The organism is Petrotoga sp. Shatin.DS.tank11.9.2.9.3, assembly GCF_003665005.1.
In the GTDB taxonomy this organism is placed as follows: domain Bacteria; phylum Thermotogota; class Thermotogae; order Petrotogales; family Petrotogaceae; genus Petrotoga; species Petrotoga mobilis.
In genome coordinates, this window is the sequence record NZ_JGVT01000001.1 from 273,910 (window position 1) to 291,148 (window position 17,239).

At 33.6% G+C, this 17,239-nt stretch carries 20 protein-coding genes and 1 riboswitch; of the genes, 1 reads left to right on the forward strand and 19 read right to left on the reverse strand.

What is annotated here, in order from left to right; translation table 11 throughout:
* Positions 1 to 12: 12 nt before the first annotated feature.
* From purS to dxr, 17 genes are all read right to left on the reverse strand, one after another.
* A complete protein-coding gene (gene purS / locus BZ25_RS01210; RefSeq protein WP_012209740.1) occupies positions 13 to 285 on the reverse strand; it encodes a phosphoribosylformylglycinamidine synthase subunit PurS in 273 nt (90 codons plus the stop codon).
* The gene (purC, locus tag BZ25_RS01215; protein WP_121515449.1) at positions 282 to 998 is read right to left on the reverse strand and encodes a phosphoribosylaminoimidazolesuccinocarboxamide synthase; all 717 of its coding nucleotides are present in this window, start codon (positions 996 to 998) and stop codon (positions 282 to 284) included. The genes purS and purC overlap by 4 nt, the downstream gene beginning before the upstream one ends.
* Entirely contained in the window at positions 988 to 1,407 is a 420-nt protein-coding gene (locus BZ25_RS01220) for an AIR carboxylase family protein (protein WP_121515450.1), read from the reverse strand. Before BZ25_RS01220 ends, purC begins: the two co-directional genes overlap by 11 nt.
* Before the next feature lie 81 nt (positions 1,408 to 1,488).
* A riboswitch (purine riboswitch) is annotated at positions 1,489 to 1,590 on the reverse strand.
* 83 nt (positions 1,591 to 1,673) lie between these two features.
* The gene (locus BZ25_RS01225) at positions 1,674 to 2,126 is read right to left on the reverse strand and encodes an arsenate reductase ArsC (protein ID WP_012209737.1); all 453 of its coding nucleotides are present in this window, start codon (positions 2,124 to 2,126) and stop codon (positions 1,674 to 1,676) included.
* Complete coding sequence (gene fliJ, locus BZ25_RS01230; protein WP_012209736.1) at positions 2,119 to 2,571, reverse strand: flagellar export protein FliJ; 453 nt, start codon at positions 2,569 to 2,571, stop codon at positions 2,119 to 2,121. Before fliJ ends, BZ25_RS01225 begins: the two co-directional genes overlap by 8 nt.
* A gap of 28 nt (positions 2,572 to 2,599) precedes the next feature.
* Positions 2,600 to 4,237 (reverse strand): sigma-54-dependent Fis family transcriptional regulator, encoded by a 1,638-nt coding sequence (locus tag BZ25_RS01235; protein ID WP_012209735.1) that lies wholly within the window; start codon positions 4,235 to 4,237, stop codon positions 2,600 to 2,602.
* 29 nt (positions 4,238 to 4,266) lie between these two features.
* Positions 4,267 to 5,229, reverse strand: a complete 963-nt coding sequence (locus BZ25_RS01240; protein ID WP_121515452.1) for a 4Fe-4S cluster-binding domain-containing protein — start codon at positions 5,227 to 5,229, stop codon at positions 4,267 to 4,269.
* A 50-nt stretch (positions 5,230 to 5,279) separates the two neighbouring features.
* The gene (locus tag BZ25_RS01245) at positions 5,280 to 6,149 is read right to left on the reverse strand and encodes a radical SAM protein (RefSeq protein ID WP_233552334.1); all 870 of its coding nucleotides are present in this window, start codon (positions 6,147 to 6,149) and stop codon (positions 5,280 to 5,282) included.
* Positions 6,133 to 6,894: a ribonuclease III gene (rnc, locus tag BZ25_RS01250; protein ID WP_012209731.1), complete on the reverse strand. Its 762-nt coding sequence runs from the start codon at positions 6,892 to 6,894 to the stop codon at positions 6,133 to 6,135. Before rnc ends, BZ25_RS01245 begins: the two co-directional genes overlap by 17 nt.
* The gene (locus BZ25_RS01255; RefSeq protein ID WP_121515454.1) at positions 6,891 to 8,786 is read right to left on the reverse strand and encodes a transketolase; all 1,896 of its coding nucleotides are present in this window, start codon (positions 8,784 to 8,786) and stop codon (positions 6,891 to 6,893) included. The genes rnc and BZ25_RS01255 overlap by 4 nt, the downstream gene beginning before the upstream one ends.
* A gap of 32 nt (positions 8,787 to 8,818) precedes the next feature.
* Positions 8,819 to 9,028: a DUF2905 domain-containing protein gene (locus BZ25_RS01260; RefSeq protein WP_121515455.1), complete on the reverse strand. Its 210-nt coding sequence runs from the start codon at positions 9,026 to 9,028 to the stop codon at positions 8,819 to 8,821.
* Between the two features lie 174 nt (positions 9,029 to 9,202).
* Positions 9,203 to 10,030: a regulatory iron-sulfur-containing complex subunit RicT gene (locus tag BZ25_RS01265; RefSeq protein WP_199171157.1), complete on the reverse strand. Its 828-nt coding sequence runs from the start codon at positions 10,028 to 10,030 to the stop codon at positions 9,203 to 9,205.
* A 23-nt stretch (positions 10,031 to 10,053) separates the two neighbouring features.
* A complete protein-coding gene (locus tag BZ25_RS01270) occupies positions 10,054 to 11,094 on the reverse strand; it encodes a hypothetical protein (RefSeq protein WP_147429920.1) in 1,041 nt (346 codons plus the stop codon).
* A gap of 23 nt (positions 11,095 to 11,117) precedes the next feature.
* Complete coding sequence (locus tag BZ25_RS01275) at positions 11,118 to 11,588, reverse strand: YaaR family protein (RefSeq protein WP_012209726.1); 471 nt, start codon at positions 11,586 to 11,588, stop codon at positions 11,118 to 11,120.
* 17 nt (positions 11,589 to 11,605) lie between these two features.
* On the reverse strand, positions 11,606 to 12,655 hold the full coding sequence (gene ispG / locus BZ25_RS01280) for a flavodoxin-dependent (E)-4-hydroxy-3-methylbut-2-enyl-diphosphate synthase (RefSeq protein WP_121567189.1): 1,050 nt from the start codon (positions 12,653 to 12,655) through the stop codon (positions 11,606 to 11,608).
* Between the two features lie 13 nt (positions 12,656 to 12,668).
* Positions 12,669 to 14,192: a site-2 protease family protein gene (locus tag BZ25_RS01285; protein WP_121567190.1), complete on the reverse strand. Its 1,524-nt coding sequence runs from the start codon at positions 14,190 to 14,192 to the stop codon at positions 12,669 to 12,671.
* Positions 14,189 to 15,346 carry a 1-deoxy-D-xylulose-5-phosphate reductoisomerase gene (gene dxr, locus BZ25_RS01290; RefSeq protein WP_121567191.1) on the reverse strand — a complete coding sequence of 386 codons (1,158 nt, stop codon included), beginning with the start codon at positions 15,344 to 15,346 and terminating at the stop codon, positions 14,189 to 14,191. Before dxr ends, BZ25_RS01285 begins: the two co-directional genes overlap by 4 nt.
* 141 nt (positions 15,347 to 15,487) lie before the next feature.
* Between dxr and BZ25_RS01295 the strand changes: the two genes are divergently transcribed.
* A complete protein-coding gene (locus tag BZ25_RS01295) occupies positions 15,488 to 16,570 on the forward strand; it encodes a YfbR-like 5'-deoxynucleotidase (RefSeq protein ID WP_121567192.1) in 1,083 nt (360 codons plus the stop codon).
* Here BZ25_RS01295 and BZ25_RS01300 read toward each other — a convergent pair.
* Both BZ25_RS01300 and dtd read right to left on the reverse strand, forming a co-directional pair.
* On the reverse strand, positions 16,557 to 16,754 hold the full coding sequence (locus BZ25_RS01300) for a hypothetical protein (RefSeq protein WP_121515461.1): 198 nt from the start codon (positions 16,752 to 16,754) through the stop codon (positions 16,557 to 16,559). The genes BZ25_RS01295 and BZ25_RS01300 overlap by 14 nt on opposite strands.
* Positions 16,755 to 16,786: 32 nt before the next feature.
* On the reverse strand, positions 16,787 to 17,239 hold the full coding sequence (gene dtd, locus BZ25_RS01305) for a D-aminoacyl-tRNA deacylase (protein ID WP_121567193.1): 453 nt from the start codon (positions 17,237 to 17,239) through the stop codon (positions 16,787 to 16,789).

The following is a 17,239-nucleotide window of genomic DNA, read 5'->3' on the forward strand; positions in this document are numbered from 1 at the left end:
TCTTCACACTCTTCACTTCCTATTCAAATCGACGATTTCAAAATCCTCTAAAACTGGATTGGTTAAAATTTTATAAGCTATTTCTCTGACTTTATCTTTGGCTGCTTCGTAGCTATCTTCCTTTACTTCTAATTCTATACTTTTTCCAAATCGTACACTTTCAACGTTGTAATTCAACCTTCTTAAAACCTTGAAAGTAGTAGCTCCCTGTGGGTCTAAAATTCCTTCCCTTAACTTTACTTTTACTTCAAATCGGAAGGTTTTCTGCTCCTCTTTAATCATCATATATCTAACCTCCCAAGTAATACTTCGTAGGCGTTGATAAGATCCCCTTTATTTTCCCTATAAACATCTTTGTCAAGAGATTCCATAGTATTTGCGTCCCAAAAACGGCACGTATCAGGAGAGATCTCATCGATCAACGTAACTTTGTTATCGTTTTTACTGATTCCGAACTCTAATTTAAAATCCACCAAAATAATTCCTTTAGATTTTAAATAATCACTTAAAATATTGTTGACTTTTTTAGAAATAGAAGCGATTTCATCCAATACGTTTTCTGTGGTAATTTTCAAAAGAAGGATAGCATCTTTTGAGATCATGGGATCCCCTAACTCGTCATTTTTCAAAGAAAATTCGACTAAGGGGTAATCAAATATCAAGCCTTTTTTCACACCATATCTCTTACAAAAACTACCGGCAGTGTAATTTCTAATTATAACCTCAAGAGGAATTAAATCTGTCCATTTTGCAACGAAAGAGTTTTCATCGTAATCGTTGATGTAATGGGTATTTATACCTTGATTATTCAGCATTTCAAAAAAGAACTTGGAAATCTCTTTGTTGATTTTTCCTTTGTTAAGGATTTGATCTTTTTTTAATCCGTTGAATGCTGTCACATCATCTTTGAATTCTATCAACAATTTCTTCTCATCGAACTTGTATACTTTTTTGGCTTTCCCTTCGTATAAAAGCTCAAAATTTTTCTTATCTTCCATCTTTTTCACCTTCTATCAACCTTTTTGCAAAGTATGCTGCATTTTTCATACCACTACTTCCAATTCCCATCGTTGCAACAGGAACCCCACTAGGCATCTGTACCATAGAAAGTAATGCATCTATTCCATTTAAAGGACCTACATCTCTGGGGACACCAACAACGGGGAGATTAGTTAATGAAGCGATTACACCAGGTAAGGCAGCAGAAAGGCCGGCAACAGCTATTATGACACAATATTCGTTACTTGGAAGTTCTTCGATAAATTTTGTTAGCTCTTTCAAATTTCTGTGAGCACTAAACACCTTATAGTCGTAACTTATCTTCCATTCTTCAAAGAGGTCAATGGCAGTTTTTACAAAAATCTCATCTGATTGACTTCCAGATATCAAAAGGACTTTCTTACTCAAGGTTATCTCTCCTTTTTTAAAATCTTGAAATAAAAAATCCTACCTCTCATACAGTAGAGAGGTAGGATATTGAAATACAAAATCTCACACCCCTCTTACTGTAGTCAAACAGTTTACGGCTGTTTGGTAGAAACTGCCGAACCTTATTATCGGCATTATACAGAAAGAGGTTTTTTCTTTATTAATTTTTTTATGAATTTATTATAGCAAACAAACTTTAGCTGAAGGTTAATTCTTTGAAAAATAAAGTATATGCAAAAAGGTTTTTACACTCGAAAATTATCTTTTATATTAGAGTATTTATCAGTATTTTCCACGAAATCAATTACCTTTTTTTCTATTTGATCCCTTACCTTTCGAAATACTTCTAATTGTTCTTCTTCAGAACCTTTGGCAGCGGCTGGATCGTCAAAGGGCCAATATAATCTTATACTAACGCCCGGAAAAAAAGGACATTCTTTTTCTGCTTTTGAACAGACGGTTATTAAAAAACCAAATCTGTCGTTCAAGTATATATCCAAACTTTTTGAGTATTGCTCGGACATAGATATTCCTTTTTCTTCCATGACTTTTATGGTCAAAGGATGAATTTCACTTGCTTCTAAACCTGCACTGTAAGCCTCAAACTTATCATTTCCGTATTTTTTCAAAAATGCCTGAGCCATCTGACTTCTTGCAGAATTTCTCGAACACAAAAACAAAACTTTGATCTTATTCATAATTCTCCTCCCTTGGTTGATGGTTTAATCTAGCAATTTCATCTAGTTCTTTTATATTCGCCCTCTTTTCCTGAATTTTAAATTCGTCAAATCTTTTATCTTTAAGTTTTTGAAGGATATCTTTTTCGTTCTTGGCCTTTAAATAATTTTGTCGGGCAATTTCTTCTTCTTGCAGTTTTTCATGTAATACTAAATGTAGTTGTGATAATTGCTCATTTAAATGATTTTTATACTCTATCATGTTTGATAATTTAGTAATCGATATGGTATCTTTTACTTCTTTTGTAAATTCATCTGAAAAGGTATCAATCTTATTGCTAATCTGTTTGATTTCGTCTTCAACTAATTGCCTTTGTTTACTTTTTTTACCCAATTCCATTCTTGCATTATCTTCTAAAATTTTTTTTAGGTCTTTCAATCGCTCTAGACGAAATTCAAACTTCAATGTTCATCCCCCTATTCACATAAAAATTTCACTTAATTCCGTATCTATCCAGCTTATAATAAAGGTTCCTAACGGTTAAGCCTAATTTTCGGGCAACTTCTGTTTTATTACCGTGACTTGCTTCAAGGATTTCCAGAATTATCTTTTTTTCGAAATCTTCTGTCATTTCCTTAAGCGTTCCTGTGACTTCTTCAACCTTTTCTATCAAATCGGGAATGTGCGTGGAAGTAACTATGGAATCGCTGTTGTCCATTGCCAACATAGCCCGGTCAATAACGTTTTCCAACTCTCTTATGTTCCCAGGCCACGAATAATTCATCAATTTCTTCAAGGCATCTTCAGTAAATCCATAAACTATTCTTCCATACTTTCTATTTAGATTATGTAATAGTTGCTGAGCAAGTTCAGGAATGTCTTCCTTTCTTTCTCTTAACGGTGGAACTTCTATATTTACTACTGAAATTTTGTATAAAAGCTCTTTAGAAAATTTACCCAAACCAGAAAGAATCTTTAAATCTTCAGTAGTTGCAAAAATGAACCTAACATCAGGAATAAAATCGTAATAATTGGTATCAAAAACATTGTCTTTAAGGAAAGCTAAAAGTTTTCTTTGCATTTCTATATCCATGAGATCAATATTTTCCAAAAAAAGGGTCCCTTCATTCGCTTGTGCCAGATAGCTATTCTCCCCAAAAAGGTATTCTTCTTGTCTTTCTCTTGGGATCAAAGAAAAGTTTAATTTGAGATACGGTCCCTCTTTCCTCGCACTTGCGTTGTGAATAGCTTGTGCTAGTACCTCTTTCCCTACTCCAAATTCGCCTATTAATAAAAGGTTGACGTCTACTGAGGCTACTTTACTTGCTTGGGCAACAACATCTTTCATAATTTCAGATTTAACGACTAAATCATCAAAGGTATGTGTGGCACTTTCTTTTTTCAACATCCTTTTTGTAGCTTCTAATTCGTTTATCAATCTTTGAATTTCGGAAATGTCATGAATAACGGCGACGCTTCCCTTAAACTCATTTTTAACAAAAAGTGGGGTAACGCTTGCTACTACTTCTTTTTTGTTCGTGGCTAATCTTTTTTTTACATTGTATATAGGTTTTTTCTCTTTTGCACATTGAATATGTAAACTTTCACCTTCTGCCAAATCTATAGTTGCAGGTTTACCAATGACCTCTCTTGGTGTTAATCCTGTGATTCTTGTGTAAGCTCTGTTGACCATAGTCACACGACCTTCTTGATCTGCGACAGAAATTGCATCTGAAGTGGAATCAATTATGGAACTCAGTAGAGCTTCCATTTCTCTTAAATTAGTGATCTCTTCAGCTAACTTTTGTAATGTAGTGATATCTCTAAAAACAGCGGCAACAGCAATAGTTTCATTATTATCATTTTTTATAGGGATACGAGAAGTTAAAATTACTTTATCCCCTAAACTCTGTAGTTTGTCGAATTCTGCTTCACCTGTTCTTAAAACAACGTGCAATCTAGTATTAGGAACATTTTCAACTACATTTTGTCCAATTATTTTTTCTTTATCAACACCTAAAACCCTACAGGCGGCATCGTTTATGTAAAAAATTCTTTCCCTTTCATCTATTGCCATTACTCCATCTTGTAACTGATCAAGAACGTACCTCATTAGTTCTATTTCTTTCATGAAATCACCCCTCGGATAGTCACCAATGTTTATTGTGACGTTGAAAAAACTTCATTATCTTCTTTTAAATTGTGAGTCTGAATCCAACCATTTTCAAACCCTAATTCATACAAATAATCGACTACTTCCTGATATTCTGATTTATATAAATATCTTGATAACTTTTCATAATTTTTAGCCTTATAAACCGGAACATATTGGTCCATTAAGCTGACATGTATCTTTTCCGAGATTTCATACTTTAAGAATTTTAAGGCTTCTTTTGCTTGGTTTATTAAATTCGGTAATACTAGAATACGAATTATTATTCCTCTTTTTAAAATATTAGACTTTTCATCTACCAGAAAAGTTTCTCCAATTTGACGATACATCTCTTTAACAGCTAATTTGGCATTACTCCAGTAATCTTTTACCCCTGAATATCGTTTACCCACAATATTGCTAGTATACCTTATATCAGCCAAATAAATATCAACGACATCTTCCATTAACTTCAAAGTCTCTATACTTTCATAAGATGAAGAGTTCCATACTATAGGCAAGCGAAATCCCCCTTCTACTGCATATATTAAAGCATCAAAAATAAAAGGTAAGTATGGAGTTGCTGTTACCAAATCTAAATTAGCGGCCTTCATTTCATTCTGCAATTTTAAGAAAATTTCTCCCAACTCTTCAGTAGAAATCTTCTTTCCGAAACCCAACTGACTGAAATTGAAATTCTGACAGTACACACATCTCATCGTGCAATTGCTAAAGAAGACACCACCTGCACCATTTTCTCCTTTTAATACAGGCTCTTCTCCTGGATAAAGAACGTATTCGGAAATTTTTATTTCATTCCCTACCCTACAAGATCCCACATTTTTTAGCCTATTTACTTTACACTGACGAGGGCAAAGATCACATTCTTCTAAGCGTTTGATCAAATAATCACGTCTTCTATGAAGTTCACCTGATTCATATAACTTCATGTAAGAAGGTAAAATATCCATTCTACAATATACCTCCACTCATCATGCAGCCTTTTAGAAACTCTAAAACTTTATATAGCGCCTCTAGCCCCGCTCCCCACCCGACCGTTGGAGGAGAACGCACAACATTCGTAACTATAGCTAATCTGGAAATTTTCTCTTTCGGCTTTTTCTATAACTTTGCCGATAGGTTGAACAATTTTATTTACAATACCCAAAAGCTCGGTTTGTAGTTCTTCTCTATATTTCCCTTTAGGATGCATACAACCTAAGGTTAACTTTTTATGTGAAAAATCGTTTCTTACCCTTGAAAGAAAAGAAACAACTTCAGCCACTTTTGGAGGTTGATAAGAATAGAATTCAGTTCCAACCGTGGGTATAAAAACTAGAAATATAATTTCATCTATCCGATCTCCAAATTTCTTTAATTTTTCAATTGCTTTTTGTTCATGAGAAAATTCTCCTTTATTCAAACCTATGGTAATATGTGGTTTAACAACGAAATCATTATTTACAAGTAATTCCAAAGAAGTCCACATCTTATCATAATCAAATTCCCCATAAACCTCTTTTACCGTTTGCTGATCTCCAACCAGATCAAAAGATACGGTATCCGCGATCTTTTTTAAAACATGTATGTCACTTTCATCTACGTACCCTGTATGCACGTTGTATTTCAAATTGTATTTAGTTTTTAGAGTATATAGTGTATCCTCAAAAGTAGTTATTGGGACCTTTCTATCTTCCAATAATCCACCACTAATTAAAAAAGAAGTGAACCCTTTTTTTACTAAATCTTCAATATCTTTTACTCTTGCCATATTATTTAGATAATGGCGGCCACAATGTTTGCAGTTCAGGTAGCAATAATTCCCTGTTAGTGAAACTGAAGATGTGTTCTTTAAAATAACGAATTCAATTTCTTTAATCAACGACATCATTTCCACCAATAGAATCCAAAAACTTCTCACAAGCAATTTTTGCTGCTAATTGTTCCGCAAATTTTTTTGAAAAGCCTTCGCCTATTCCTAGTATCTCATCATCTAATTTTACTGCTACCTTGTATCTTTTCATATGTGAGGGCCCAGAAGCACTCAATAACACATATTCAGGCAATTTTTTTGTTTTTTCTTGAGTTAATTCTTGTAACTTCGTCTTATAATCGAGAAAAATATTCCCTTCAACAGCGTTCTCGATGTACTCCTTCATGTTTTTTATAATATACTTCTTTGCCTTTTCATAACCGCAGCTAAGATAAATACAAGCAAACAAAGCCTCCATAGTATCAGATAAAATTGACTTTTTCGTTCGCCCACCTTGTTTGTCTTCACCTTTACTTAAAAAAATAAAGTCGTCTAACCTTAACTTTAAAGCAACTTCTGCTAAAATAATTTCGCTTCCTATTATAGCCCTCGCCTTTGACATTTCTCCCTCAGAAAGGTGATAATTATTGTAAAGAAACTCGGAGATAACTAACTCTAAAACGGCATCTCCGAGAAATTCTAACCTTTCATTAGAATCAAGTTTTCTTTGAATATTTTCGTTGTCAAAAACGTATGATTTATGACACAACGCTTCGAACAACACGCTCTCTTTCACGCATGGTGGCAATAGGAGCTCCTTTTTTGCTTTTTTTACATTTTGTTCCTCTTGCAAGGTTAATTTTAAATCATCCTCATGCTTCATTTGCTCTCAATTAATCCTTTCATCTTTTTTACCAACGATTCTACATCAAATCCATGAACTCTTAGCAAATCTTTGATCGTTCCAGACGGTGCATATTCTTTTAATCCCATAGGTTCAAAATAAGAAGGTTTCAAAGAATTTCTGATCATAGCTTTTGACAGTTCATTGGATAAACCATTTTCTACGTTGTGATCTTCTAAGGTTAATACTATAGTATTGTCTACGTATTCTTTCACTTGAGTAAGGTCAAATTCTAAAGGAGTGGGTACACCAATAACTGTAATATGTATATCTTCTTCTTTCAACTTATCAGCAGCTTCCACCGCTAAATGAGCGAAGCTTCCATATGTGAATACTGTTAGGTCTCTACCTTTTCTAAAAACATCCAACTTCCCATACTCGAAGTTATAATCGTTATTGTAATAAACGTTACCCTCTTCATCTAACAAGATTGGCAAGTTAGATCTTCCCATAGCGATTACAAAGTTGCCAGGAACTTTTGCAGCGTACCTAATCGCTTTATCAGTTTGATTGGCATCACAAGGTACGATCAATTTAGTATGGTATAAACTTCTGACTATCCCAATATAATTGACTTCATGATGAGTCTTCCCATCTTCTCCAACATCGATACCGCAGTGGGTGACAACAGTCTTTAAATTAGTGTGATTAATATCGTTTAATCTTTGCTGATTAAATGCCTCATCCAAGCCAAATACCCCAAAATCAGCGAAAAAAGTTAATGCTCCACTAACGGACAATGCTCCTCCAATGGTGGCTGCGTTATGCTCCTCAATACCAATTTGAATATAACCTTCGGGATTGACTTTTTCAAATTTTTCCAAATTAACGGATGGTTTCAGATCACAATCGATCGCAACTACTGGAAAATTCTCCATGTTCAGTTTCGCAAGATCAGCAATAGCGTTACCAAAAGCATTACGATTGGCAACCTTTTCTCCCTTGCCATATACTATAGGTTGTCCCGTCTCAACATTTAATTCAATATTTGGATAACTTAGTTTATCCCTAGTTAAAGCCATATTTTTTCTTTTTTCAATGTACTTTTCTACATCGTTTTCTAAACCTAATTCTTCTAAAGCTTTACTTAGCTGTTCTTTAGTGAGTGCTTTACCGTGATAGGTTGGGGTGTTTTCCATAAAAGAAACTCCTTTCCCTATAATCGTCTTAGCTACAATCACAGTTGGCCTTAATGGTTCATTTTCAGCTACTTCTAAAGCCTTATTGATTTGATCAAAATTGTGTCCATCGATTTCTATAACGTTCCAGCCAGCCGCTTCATATTCTCCAACTATATTTACTGATAAGATATCTCTGGCTCTTCCAGATATTTGAATATCGTTGTAATCAAGTAATACTATTAGGTTATTTAAGCCTTCTTTTATGGCAGTTCTTCGAGCTTCTGCAATTTGCCCTTTTGAGCTTTCTCCATCACTACTAAATACGTAAACTCTATAGTCTTTTCCCCTCTTTTTTGCTGCCAAAGCCATTCCAATCCCAGCTGATAAACCTTGACCTAAATTGCCTGTTGACCACTCAACACCAGGTATTCCACGGGTAACATGCCCTTCAAATATGCTCCCAGCATATCTGAATCCTGAAATAACTTCTTCTATGTCTACAAAGCCCATCCTTGCTAAAGCCACATAGAATCCTGGTGAAGTGTGACCATGACTAACCACGATCCTGTCTCTATCTGGATTAAACGGATCATCTGGGAATATATTTGCCCTATTTAAAACCGATAAAAACATATCAATAGAAGACATAGACCCTGCGGGGTGACCAGAATTAGCCACAGTGGTCATCTTCAATATATCTCCTCTAGCGATAACCGACAAGTTTTTTAGTTCTTTTAAATTTTTTTTCAACGAATACACCTCCAAGGAATTTACATTCATTATTAGAAAAATCTTCGAATGATAATTGATAGTAATGTGACTAATCCACTAACAATAAGCATCGTTGTAATAGGAATATATAAAACGAAATTTTCTCTTTTTATTATTATATCTCCGGGGAGTCTACCAAGTTTTATATTAAATGCAAACATCAACCCTATTATTAAAAACAAAATACCGATTGTTATGAATACAGCTGCAATTGTTCTCATATGATCATGAAAAACTACTGCGGCAGAGTAACTATTCCACTAATGAAAGGAATGCAGTAGTTTTTCTCACTCCTTTCAGGATATTTAATATCCATATTCAGCCCTTCTTTGAAATAACCTTATCCATCTTCTCACAACCTTTCCGCCTCCGTCGTTAGACGGGGGCAGTTGAACTTAAGAATCACCATTGTTGAAATAGGAAAAAGGAACTTTGATTAAGATTGGTTGATTTTCTTCTATTACTTGTAGCGAGACTTCTTTCAAGAACACGTTGACCGTTACAACTCTAGCTGGCTTTCCATCGTATTCTATTGTAGAGTTCTCATTTGGCACATTTTTAAGGACTTCTTTATAAAAATCATTTTCATATTTCAAACAACAAAGAAGCTTACCACATCTACCCGAAATTTTAGCTGTGTTAATCATCATCTGTTGGGTTTTAGCTAGCTCCATCTTTATAGAAGAAAAATCTCTCAGAAATCTGCTACAACAAGCCTCTTGTCCACATAAGCCAATTGATCCAATCTTCTTTACTTCATCCCTAGCTCCTACTTGTTTAAGTTCTATTCTTGTTTTGTACCTTTTAGCTAATATCTTTACCAATTCTCTGAAATCGATTCTAACATCGGAACCAAAGTAAATTACCAATTTTGATCTATCAAAAGTAAAATCGGCATCAAGAATCCTCATTTTTAATCCTAATTCTCTAACCATCTGTTTTGCATATTGTGCAACTTCTTCGGCTAGTTTAACATTGTCTTCTACTTGTTGTTTGTCTTCGTCTGAAACCCTTCTAATAATTGAGTTGGGTTCATAGCCTATTTCTTCAAACCTCATTGTAACAGGGCCCAACACAACCCTACCAACTTCTATTCCATTTTCTGTTTGAACCAAAACATAATCAAATATATTGATTTTTTCAATTCCTATATAATTATAGTAATATATGGGACCTAACTTTTCCAACTCTACCCCATAAACTTCAGCTTCAAGATCTATCAAAAGATTTCACTCCCATTGTATTATTATTTAATGGTTCTAATAAAGCATCTTTTAATTCTAAAAAAATGGGTAAATATTTCCATTTCAAAGTTAAAGTTAGCCAATCTCATCGTAGATACCCTATTCAAATATGATATATTATCTTTAATTTGCTCTAAATTAACAATATGTTCATTTAAGCCAAAGAAATAAACTAACGAGTTGTTCCAAAAAAATTTCCATTTGGAAGAATTCAAAAATACCATCGCATCTCTCAACAAAATAGCACCTAAAGAAGATATATTACTTAAAAAAGATAAATTTTCAACATCATTTTTTATTTGAGAAATATTTTTTATTAGATAAAAGAACTCTTTATCGTCTGAATTTATTAATATATTCCACAATTTATAATATGAAAGAGAAAACTTCAGTTTGTTGTATGGCAAATCAAGAGATAATTTAAAATTGCTTATCAATTCATCGATATTGTTGGATGAAAAGTTAAGCACCCTCTCTACCTCATCTTTAACTTTAGAAACATCGGTACTTTCATCGTTCAGAAACAATAAAACCCCCAAATCATAATGTCGGAAAAAATTGAAATAAATCGCTATTTCACCATATTTGCGATTAATATTTTCAACCAAAAGTGAAGGGATCGAAAGATCATACCTTATAAAACGACTTTTTATGGTTGGTAACAAATAATTCCATCTCGTAGTAGTTCCAAATATCAAAGCATATTCTGGAGGCTCTTCGATTAATTTGAGTGCGGCATTTGCTGCTTCTATGTTCAATCTATCAATATCCTCAAAAAAAACAACCTTCACCTTTGCATAGTTAGGTTTATACATTAAAAACTCTTCCACATCCCTAACTTGCTCTATCTTAATATTTCCACCAGAAGGTTTAATAATTAATGTATCTAACTGATTGAAAGCTGAAACTGAATTTAATAATTCATCTCTAAAATTATTTAAAATAAAATTATCTTCTGCAACAAAACACATGGAACTTGCCTTAATTACTTCTATTTTCGATTGAATTTTTTCTATTGTATCATAAAAAAATGAATCACTCAAAAAAAACACCTTCCATACACCTTTTATTTGTACAAATCTAAAATCAATCCGTTTATTTCGTCAATTTTGGACGCGTACACTAAAGTATTTTTCTCTCTTTTTAAAATCATATCAGTCAATTCCATGAGTTTGCCATCAACTACTTCGGCTACCATATGTAGTTGCGGTGTTGAATTTTTAAAATCAAGATCGTTTTTTATCACATACCAATGTTTCTCCAATCTTTTAAGGAAATCTTTGATAGCATTCCTATATCCTCGTAAATTAGATTGGGTGGGAGATTTTACAAAGTTGTTTCCCAGTTTAAGAATATTGTCAATCAAACTCCTTAACTCACTTTCAGAAATTTTTATATTTGTGTCAACTAATACATCAAAAAATCCTTCTTTTTCTTTCACCTCAGAAACAGTAACATCTTGATCGTTAGATTTTTTTATCTTCTTTTTTTTCATCTCTTTATCCATTTTTTTTCCGGTAATGGGATCTATCTCCATAGTATTCCCTTCTTCAATTAAGAATTCTGAATTTCTTCTATAATCTCAAAAAGTTTCTCTCTTATCTCACTTCTCTTAAAAGTACCGAAAAGTTCCCCTTTAAGGAAAATAGCCGCTGATGAATTTTTGGTTCCAACTATGGCGATATCAGAGTGTTTAGCTTCACCAGGACCGTTAACAACACATCCCATGACCGCTACGGTAATATTTTTTTTAACCTCTTTACCTTTTAACATTTTTTTTACTTCGTAGGCTAATCCTTCAACGTCGATTTCCGTCCTTGCACAAGTCGGACAGGCTATTACTCTTACCCCTATTTTCAAGCCTAATGCTATTAGCAAATCTTTTGCCAATTCAACTTCTCTGATCGGATCCCCGCTGATGGATATTCTGATTGTATCTCCGATGTCGTTTATAAGCAAAGAACCTAAACCTGCTGATGACAATATAACTGCATCCTCAAACACACCTGCTTCAGTAACTCCTATATGAAAAGGATAAGGTATCAACCTCGAAAGATATTGATTGGCAACAAAAGTTTCTTTAGCATCAACAGATTTCACAGAGACGACAATATCGTAAAAACCTTCTTTTTCTAGCAATCGAACTTCTTTTAAAGCGCTTTCAGCCAATGCTTTATGTCTAGGTAAATCAGAAAATTCTTTAGCGATCGAACCAGAATTAGATCCGACCCTTATTGGTACGTTGTACTCTTTAGCAACTTTAACTATTTCTCGTATTTTAACATCTGAACCAATGTTGCCTGGGTTTATTCTTACTTTCGAAGCACCGGCCTTAATAGATTCTATAGCTAACCTGTAGTCAAAATGAATATCTGCAACTAAAGGCACTTGAGATTTTTTTACGATTTCACCAAAAGGTTGAATGTCATCCTTACTTCTCACTGATACCCTTACAATCTGGGCACCTGAATTTTTCAAACGTTCAATTTGTAGCATAGTCTTCTCAACATTTGCTGTATCCGTATTCGTCATACTTTGAATAACGATGGGATACTTCCCGCCAATTTTAACCCCGCCAACATCCACTACTTTTTCTGAGAACATTTAGAACACCTCATTAGAAAAATCTCATTATATCGTTATAAGTGACGAAGATCATCAAAAATATTAAGAACAAAAATCCTATCGTATTCACTATAGCCTCAACTTTTGGACTCACCCTTTTTCTAGTTATCATTTCATAAATAGAAAAAACGATTCTGCCACCGTCTAAACCAGGGATTGGAATCAAATTAAAAACTCCTAAACTGATAGTTATTAAAGCGGTTAAATTTAAAATAGCATCAAAACCAACCATTGCTGCTTGCCCTATTATGGCAGCAGCTCCAACCGGACCTGCCAATTGATCAGCGCTCAACCTTCCTGTGAATAACTGACCGAAAGATCTAAACGTTAAAGCAATCAAATTATTTGCCCATTGAATGGGGACTGTAAGAGCCTCAATCCCTTTAGGATGCCAATTTTCGTATGGAACCTCTAAAATCCCAGGCTGAACGATGAAATCTAAAAATTCTTCTTTGGGTAAATCAATATTAATTATCTGACCGTTTCTCTCTACCAGCACCTCAAGAGCATCGTCACTAAATGGCTTATACTCATTAATAATTTCTTTACCAGAAACAGCAAACATTAATTCTCCAGTATTCAATTGGGTTCGATAAATTATATTTTGCAAATCAGATCCATTATTAATTGCTACTCCGTTAATTTCAATTATTTTATCTCCCTGTTGGAAAAAATCGTTACCTTTTGCTATAACATTTGAAAAAGTAGCGTACACGATACCTGTTTCATACGTGGGGGGAAAATAAGAATATTGAGCTAACTTACCTTCAATAACGGATCCATCTTCTAACTGTATTTCTATTGGATCACCATTTTCCATTCGGCTCATTACCAAATATAAATCTTCTTCACCATTTAGTGAAACAATCTCTTTGTTTTTCAAATTGAGCGCTTCGGCGTTTTCAATATCATAAAAAGTGAAAATTGCCCTATCGTTGGTAAGCTCTGGAATCAATGTAACATTAACTTCCTCTCCGTTTCTTATAACAGTTAACTCTAACGGTTTCCCAGAAGCTATTTCCATCTCTAAAATCGAAGGGTTAAATACATACTCACCATTTGCTGTTTTAATGATATCACCGGGCTCAAGACCAGCTTGGAGAGCAACGCTGTCCCTTCCTAATCTTTCAACCATTACCTCTGGAAAACCATAAACACCAGCTATTCCAACAAAAAGAAAATAACCTAAAAGGAAAGAAAACAAGGGCCCTGCAAAAGCTATCAAAAATTTCTGGAAAGGTTTTTTGTTGTAAAACAGTGCAGGATCAGTATCAGTATAACCTTCTTCTAATACTTCCTCACCAGCCAATCTAACATAACCACCCAATGGAATGATATTGAAGCGAAATGTGGTTTCTTTACCAGGAATCTTGAATAATGCAGGCCCAAATCCAATAGAGAATTCTTCAACTCTCGTCTTAAAAATTTTCGCAAAAATAAAATGCCCAAATTCATGCACAACTACAATAACGGATATGATAATCAAAAACCAAATAATTGATAATAAAACCGTCATTCGATAACCTCCATAATATATTTTTTCGCTATATTTCTACTGATTTTATCCACTTTAAGTATATCATCAAAATCATTAAAACTCAAGTTATTTGCAAAAGAATACTGGGTTTGCACCTCATTTACCGTTTTGTATATCACACGATAAATATCTCCAAATTTAATTGTACCTTTTAAAAAACTATCCACTGCAACCTCATCTGCGGCGTTAAATGCATTTTGTAATGGGGCCTTCCCAAGAATGCTATAAGCTAATTTTAAAGCGGGGAATCTATTGAAATCTACTCTCTCAAAATATATCTTCTCTGAAAATAAATCAGGTTTTTCAAAAACAAAATTTCGTTCAGGATAAGAAATCGAAAAAGCTATTGGAATTTTCATATCTGCTACACCGTAATGCATCTTAATTACTCCGTCAGAAAATTGAACCATAGAATGAATCCTACTGTTTCTGTTGATGGCAACCTCGATATTGTTTATTTTGAATAAATGAAAAGCTTCAAATAATTCAAGAGACTTATTTACCATCGATGCAGAATCAACGGTTATTCTTTTCCCCATCGACCAAACGGGATGGTTCAATACTTCTTCCACTGAAACATTTTCAAGGGTTTCAACTGGGTAATCTCTTAAAGCTCCACCGCTAGCCGTTAATATAATCTTCTCTGGAGTCGAGGTTTCACCCATCAAAAGTTGAAATATCGCACTGTGTTCGCTATCAACAGGGATTATCTCTTTTTTGAGATTGCTAGCATAATCCAAAACATAATTTCCACCACACACAATCGATTCTTTATTCGCCAAACAGACCCGCTGGGAAACTTCTAAAGCCTTTAAGGTGTTTTTAACCCCAGAAAAACCAGAAGTAGCGATCAGAGAGTAATCAGGATTACAAAACTCTATGCTCCTTTCAACAGCATCTGCGCCAGTAAAAATGCGACAACCATTAAAAGTTTTGGGCATATTTTCAATATTTTCAACTATCCCAGCACTAATCAGATCGTATTTATCTATGGCTTCTTTTAATTTATCCCAACTCTTATAAACAGATCCTCCTACTATCTTAAAATTGTCTTTAAACCACCCGCTATTTAACACTTCTATAGCCTGTTGACCAATTGACCCGGAAATTCCAGCGATGAAAATACTTTTCACATATAAACCCCTTTCTCATTTCACTATTCTAAGCACAAAATAAATTATACCATCAATTCAAATAATCATAAATTAAAAAATGTGTTAAAATAATTAAGAAATACAAAAGCGAAATATTGAATCAATTAAGAAGGTGATTAAATGAACATTGGTAATTTTCTTTTAGAAAGTTCTAATTTGTTTACAGTCTACAGATGGAACAACAATCCTGCAATTGTAAGATTTAGCGAATCCGACAACATATACAACAACCTTCTTTTAAGTATATTTGTATTCTCCGAAGAATCTAAGGAAAATTTGGTAAAAATACTTCACAACAAAATATATGAAGCAATTCCCAAAATAAGATTATCAGACATATCATTGGCTACCAAAAGCAAAATTGAAGAAAAAGGCAAAAAACTTTGGGATGAAGTGATTAACAAAACCTACAAAGAAGTAGAATCTTATTTTGATAGCGATATTAGATCAAAACTATTAATTCATTATGCCTTTGATGAAGAAATAGAAAAAAAAGTTAGAATGATAAACCTTCTCGTTGCTCAAAAAGAAGCAAGTATTAACGAAAGAGTCTTTCCTGAATACTACACTGAACCTAAAATAAAAAACCAAACGAAAATAAAAAAAATGGATATACAAGATAAAAAAGAGATAGAAGAATTAGCTAATGAATTGTTAGAAATATCAACAAGATTGGTGACTATGATAAGATGGAACAAAAATCATAGAAATATTAAAAGTTCCGTAGCTTCACATACTTTTTTCGTTTTTTTAATTTCTTATCTTTTAGCTCTAAAAGCTAATTTACAAATGAAAGAAATTTACGATATTATGATTGCTTCTATACTACATGATTTGCCTGAAGCATTTACAGGTGATGTGATAAGCCCCACTAAAAGAAAAGTACGAGGCTTAGAAGAGATAATTGGAGAAATAGAAAAAGACTTCATTAAAGACTGGTACAATAATAAAATTGCTATGAAAGAGAAAATTAAAAAATACGAAAAATACATATATGCTCCATTCGAAAATGATTATGGAGCATACGTGAAAACTTCTGATCTAATGGCTGCACTAATAGAATGTTCACTAGAAATAAGTACCGGAAACCAAAATAAATATTTTATCGATACCTTTAAAACTATAAAAGAGGAGATATTACACTTCTCTCCAATAGATATTAGTGAAATTATGAATGAAATAGAATCATCTATTCACCCCTAATGTATTTTTTCTCGCCGTTAGGTAGTTTGAATTTAACAACGACTCCTTTTTGAGGTTTTTCATAACCTAAATATATTTTATGTACATTAGATTGATTAACTCCTGATTCTACACCTTCCGCTGAAATGTGTGCTTCAAAAGGATCTTCGTTGTAGACAAAAACGGTAACTTCTAACTCTTTCATAAAATCCCTCCAATCAAAGATATTTATTAAATTCAAAACAACTTTTGAGAATCTAAAAGTAAAGTCACTGGACCATCGTTGACAATATTTACTTTCATATGAGCTTGAAACTCACCTTGTTGAACGTTTATAGGGTATTTTTCTTTAAGGTAGGAAAGAAAATTATCGTAAAGAACTTTAGCTTTCTCGGGAGTTGCCGAATCAGTGAAGGATGGTCTCCTTCCTTTTCTACAATCACCATATAAAGTGAATTGAGAGACAACGATCACATCCCCCATAATATCTAATAAAGATCTATTCATTTTATTTTGATCATCTTCAAAAATTCTAAGATTTACAATCTTATCAGCCATCCAACTAATATCTGATACTTGATCAATTTTCGAAATGCCCAAGAAAACCAGGAGACCTTTTCCTATTTGAGCAACAATGTTATCAGAAATGGTTACGGAAGCTTGTGATACTCTTTGAACCACTGCCCTCAA

What these genes read in the sequence shown, in the direction of transcription:
- ispG (WP_121567189.1), bottom strand. Translation starts at nt 12,655, where the DNA reads ATGTTCTCAGAAAAAGTAGTGGATGTTGGCGGGGTTAAAATTGGCGGG.
- BZ25_RS01300 (WP_121515461.1), bottom strand. Translation starts at nt 16,754, where the DNA reads ATGAAAGAGTTAGAAGTTACCGTTTTTGTCTACAACGAAGATCCTTTT.
- purC (WP_121515449.1), bottom strand. Translation starts at nt 998, where the DNA reads ATGGAAGATAAGAAAAATTTTGAGCTTTTATACGAAGGGAAAGCCAAA.
- BZ25_RS01260 (WP_121515455.1), bottom strand. Translation starts at nt 9,028, where the DNA reads ATGAGAACAATTGCAGCTGTATTCATAACAATCGGTATTTTGTTTTTA.
- rnc (WP_012209731.1), bottom strand. Translation starts at nt 6,894, where the DNA reads ATGAAGCATGAGGATGATTTAAAATTAACCTTGCAAGAGGAACAAAAT.
- BZ25_RS01285 (WP_121567190.1), bottom strand. Translation starts at nt 14,192, where the DNA reads ATGACGGTTTTATTATCAATTATTTGGTTTTTGATTATCATATCCGTT.
- BZ25_RS01225 (WP_012209737.1), bottom strand. Translation starts at nt 2,126, where the DNA reads ATGAATAAGATCAAAGTTTTGTTTTTGTGTTCGAGAAATTCTGCAAGA.
- BZ25_RS01295 (WP_121567192.1), top strand. Translation starts at nt 15,488, where the DNA reads ATGAACATTGGTAATTTTCTTTTAGAAAGTTCTAATTTGTTTACAGTC.
- BZ25_RS01245 (WP_233552334.1), bottom strand. Translation starts at nt 6,149, where the DNA reads ATGATGTCGTTGATTAAAGAAATTGAATTCGTTATTTTAAAGAACACA.
- BZ25_RS01235 (WP_012209735.1), bottom strand. Translation starts at nt 4,237, where the DNA reads ATGAAAGAAATAGAACTAATGAGGTACGTTCTTGATCAGTTACAAGAT.
- BZ25_RS01275 (WP_012209726.1), bottom strand. Translation starts at nt 11,588, where the DNA reads ATGGAGATAGATCCCATTACCGGAAAAAAAATGGATAAAGAGATGAAA.
- BZ25_RS01240 (WP_121515452.1), bottom strand. Translation starts at nt 5,229, where the DNA reads ATGGATATTTTACCTTCTTACATGAAGTTATATGAATCAGGTGAACTT.
- purS (WP_012209740.1), bottom strand. Translation starts at nt 285, where the DNA reads ATGATGATTAAAGAGGAGCAGAAAACCTTCCGATTTGAAGTAAAAGTA.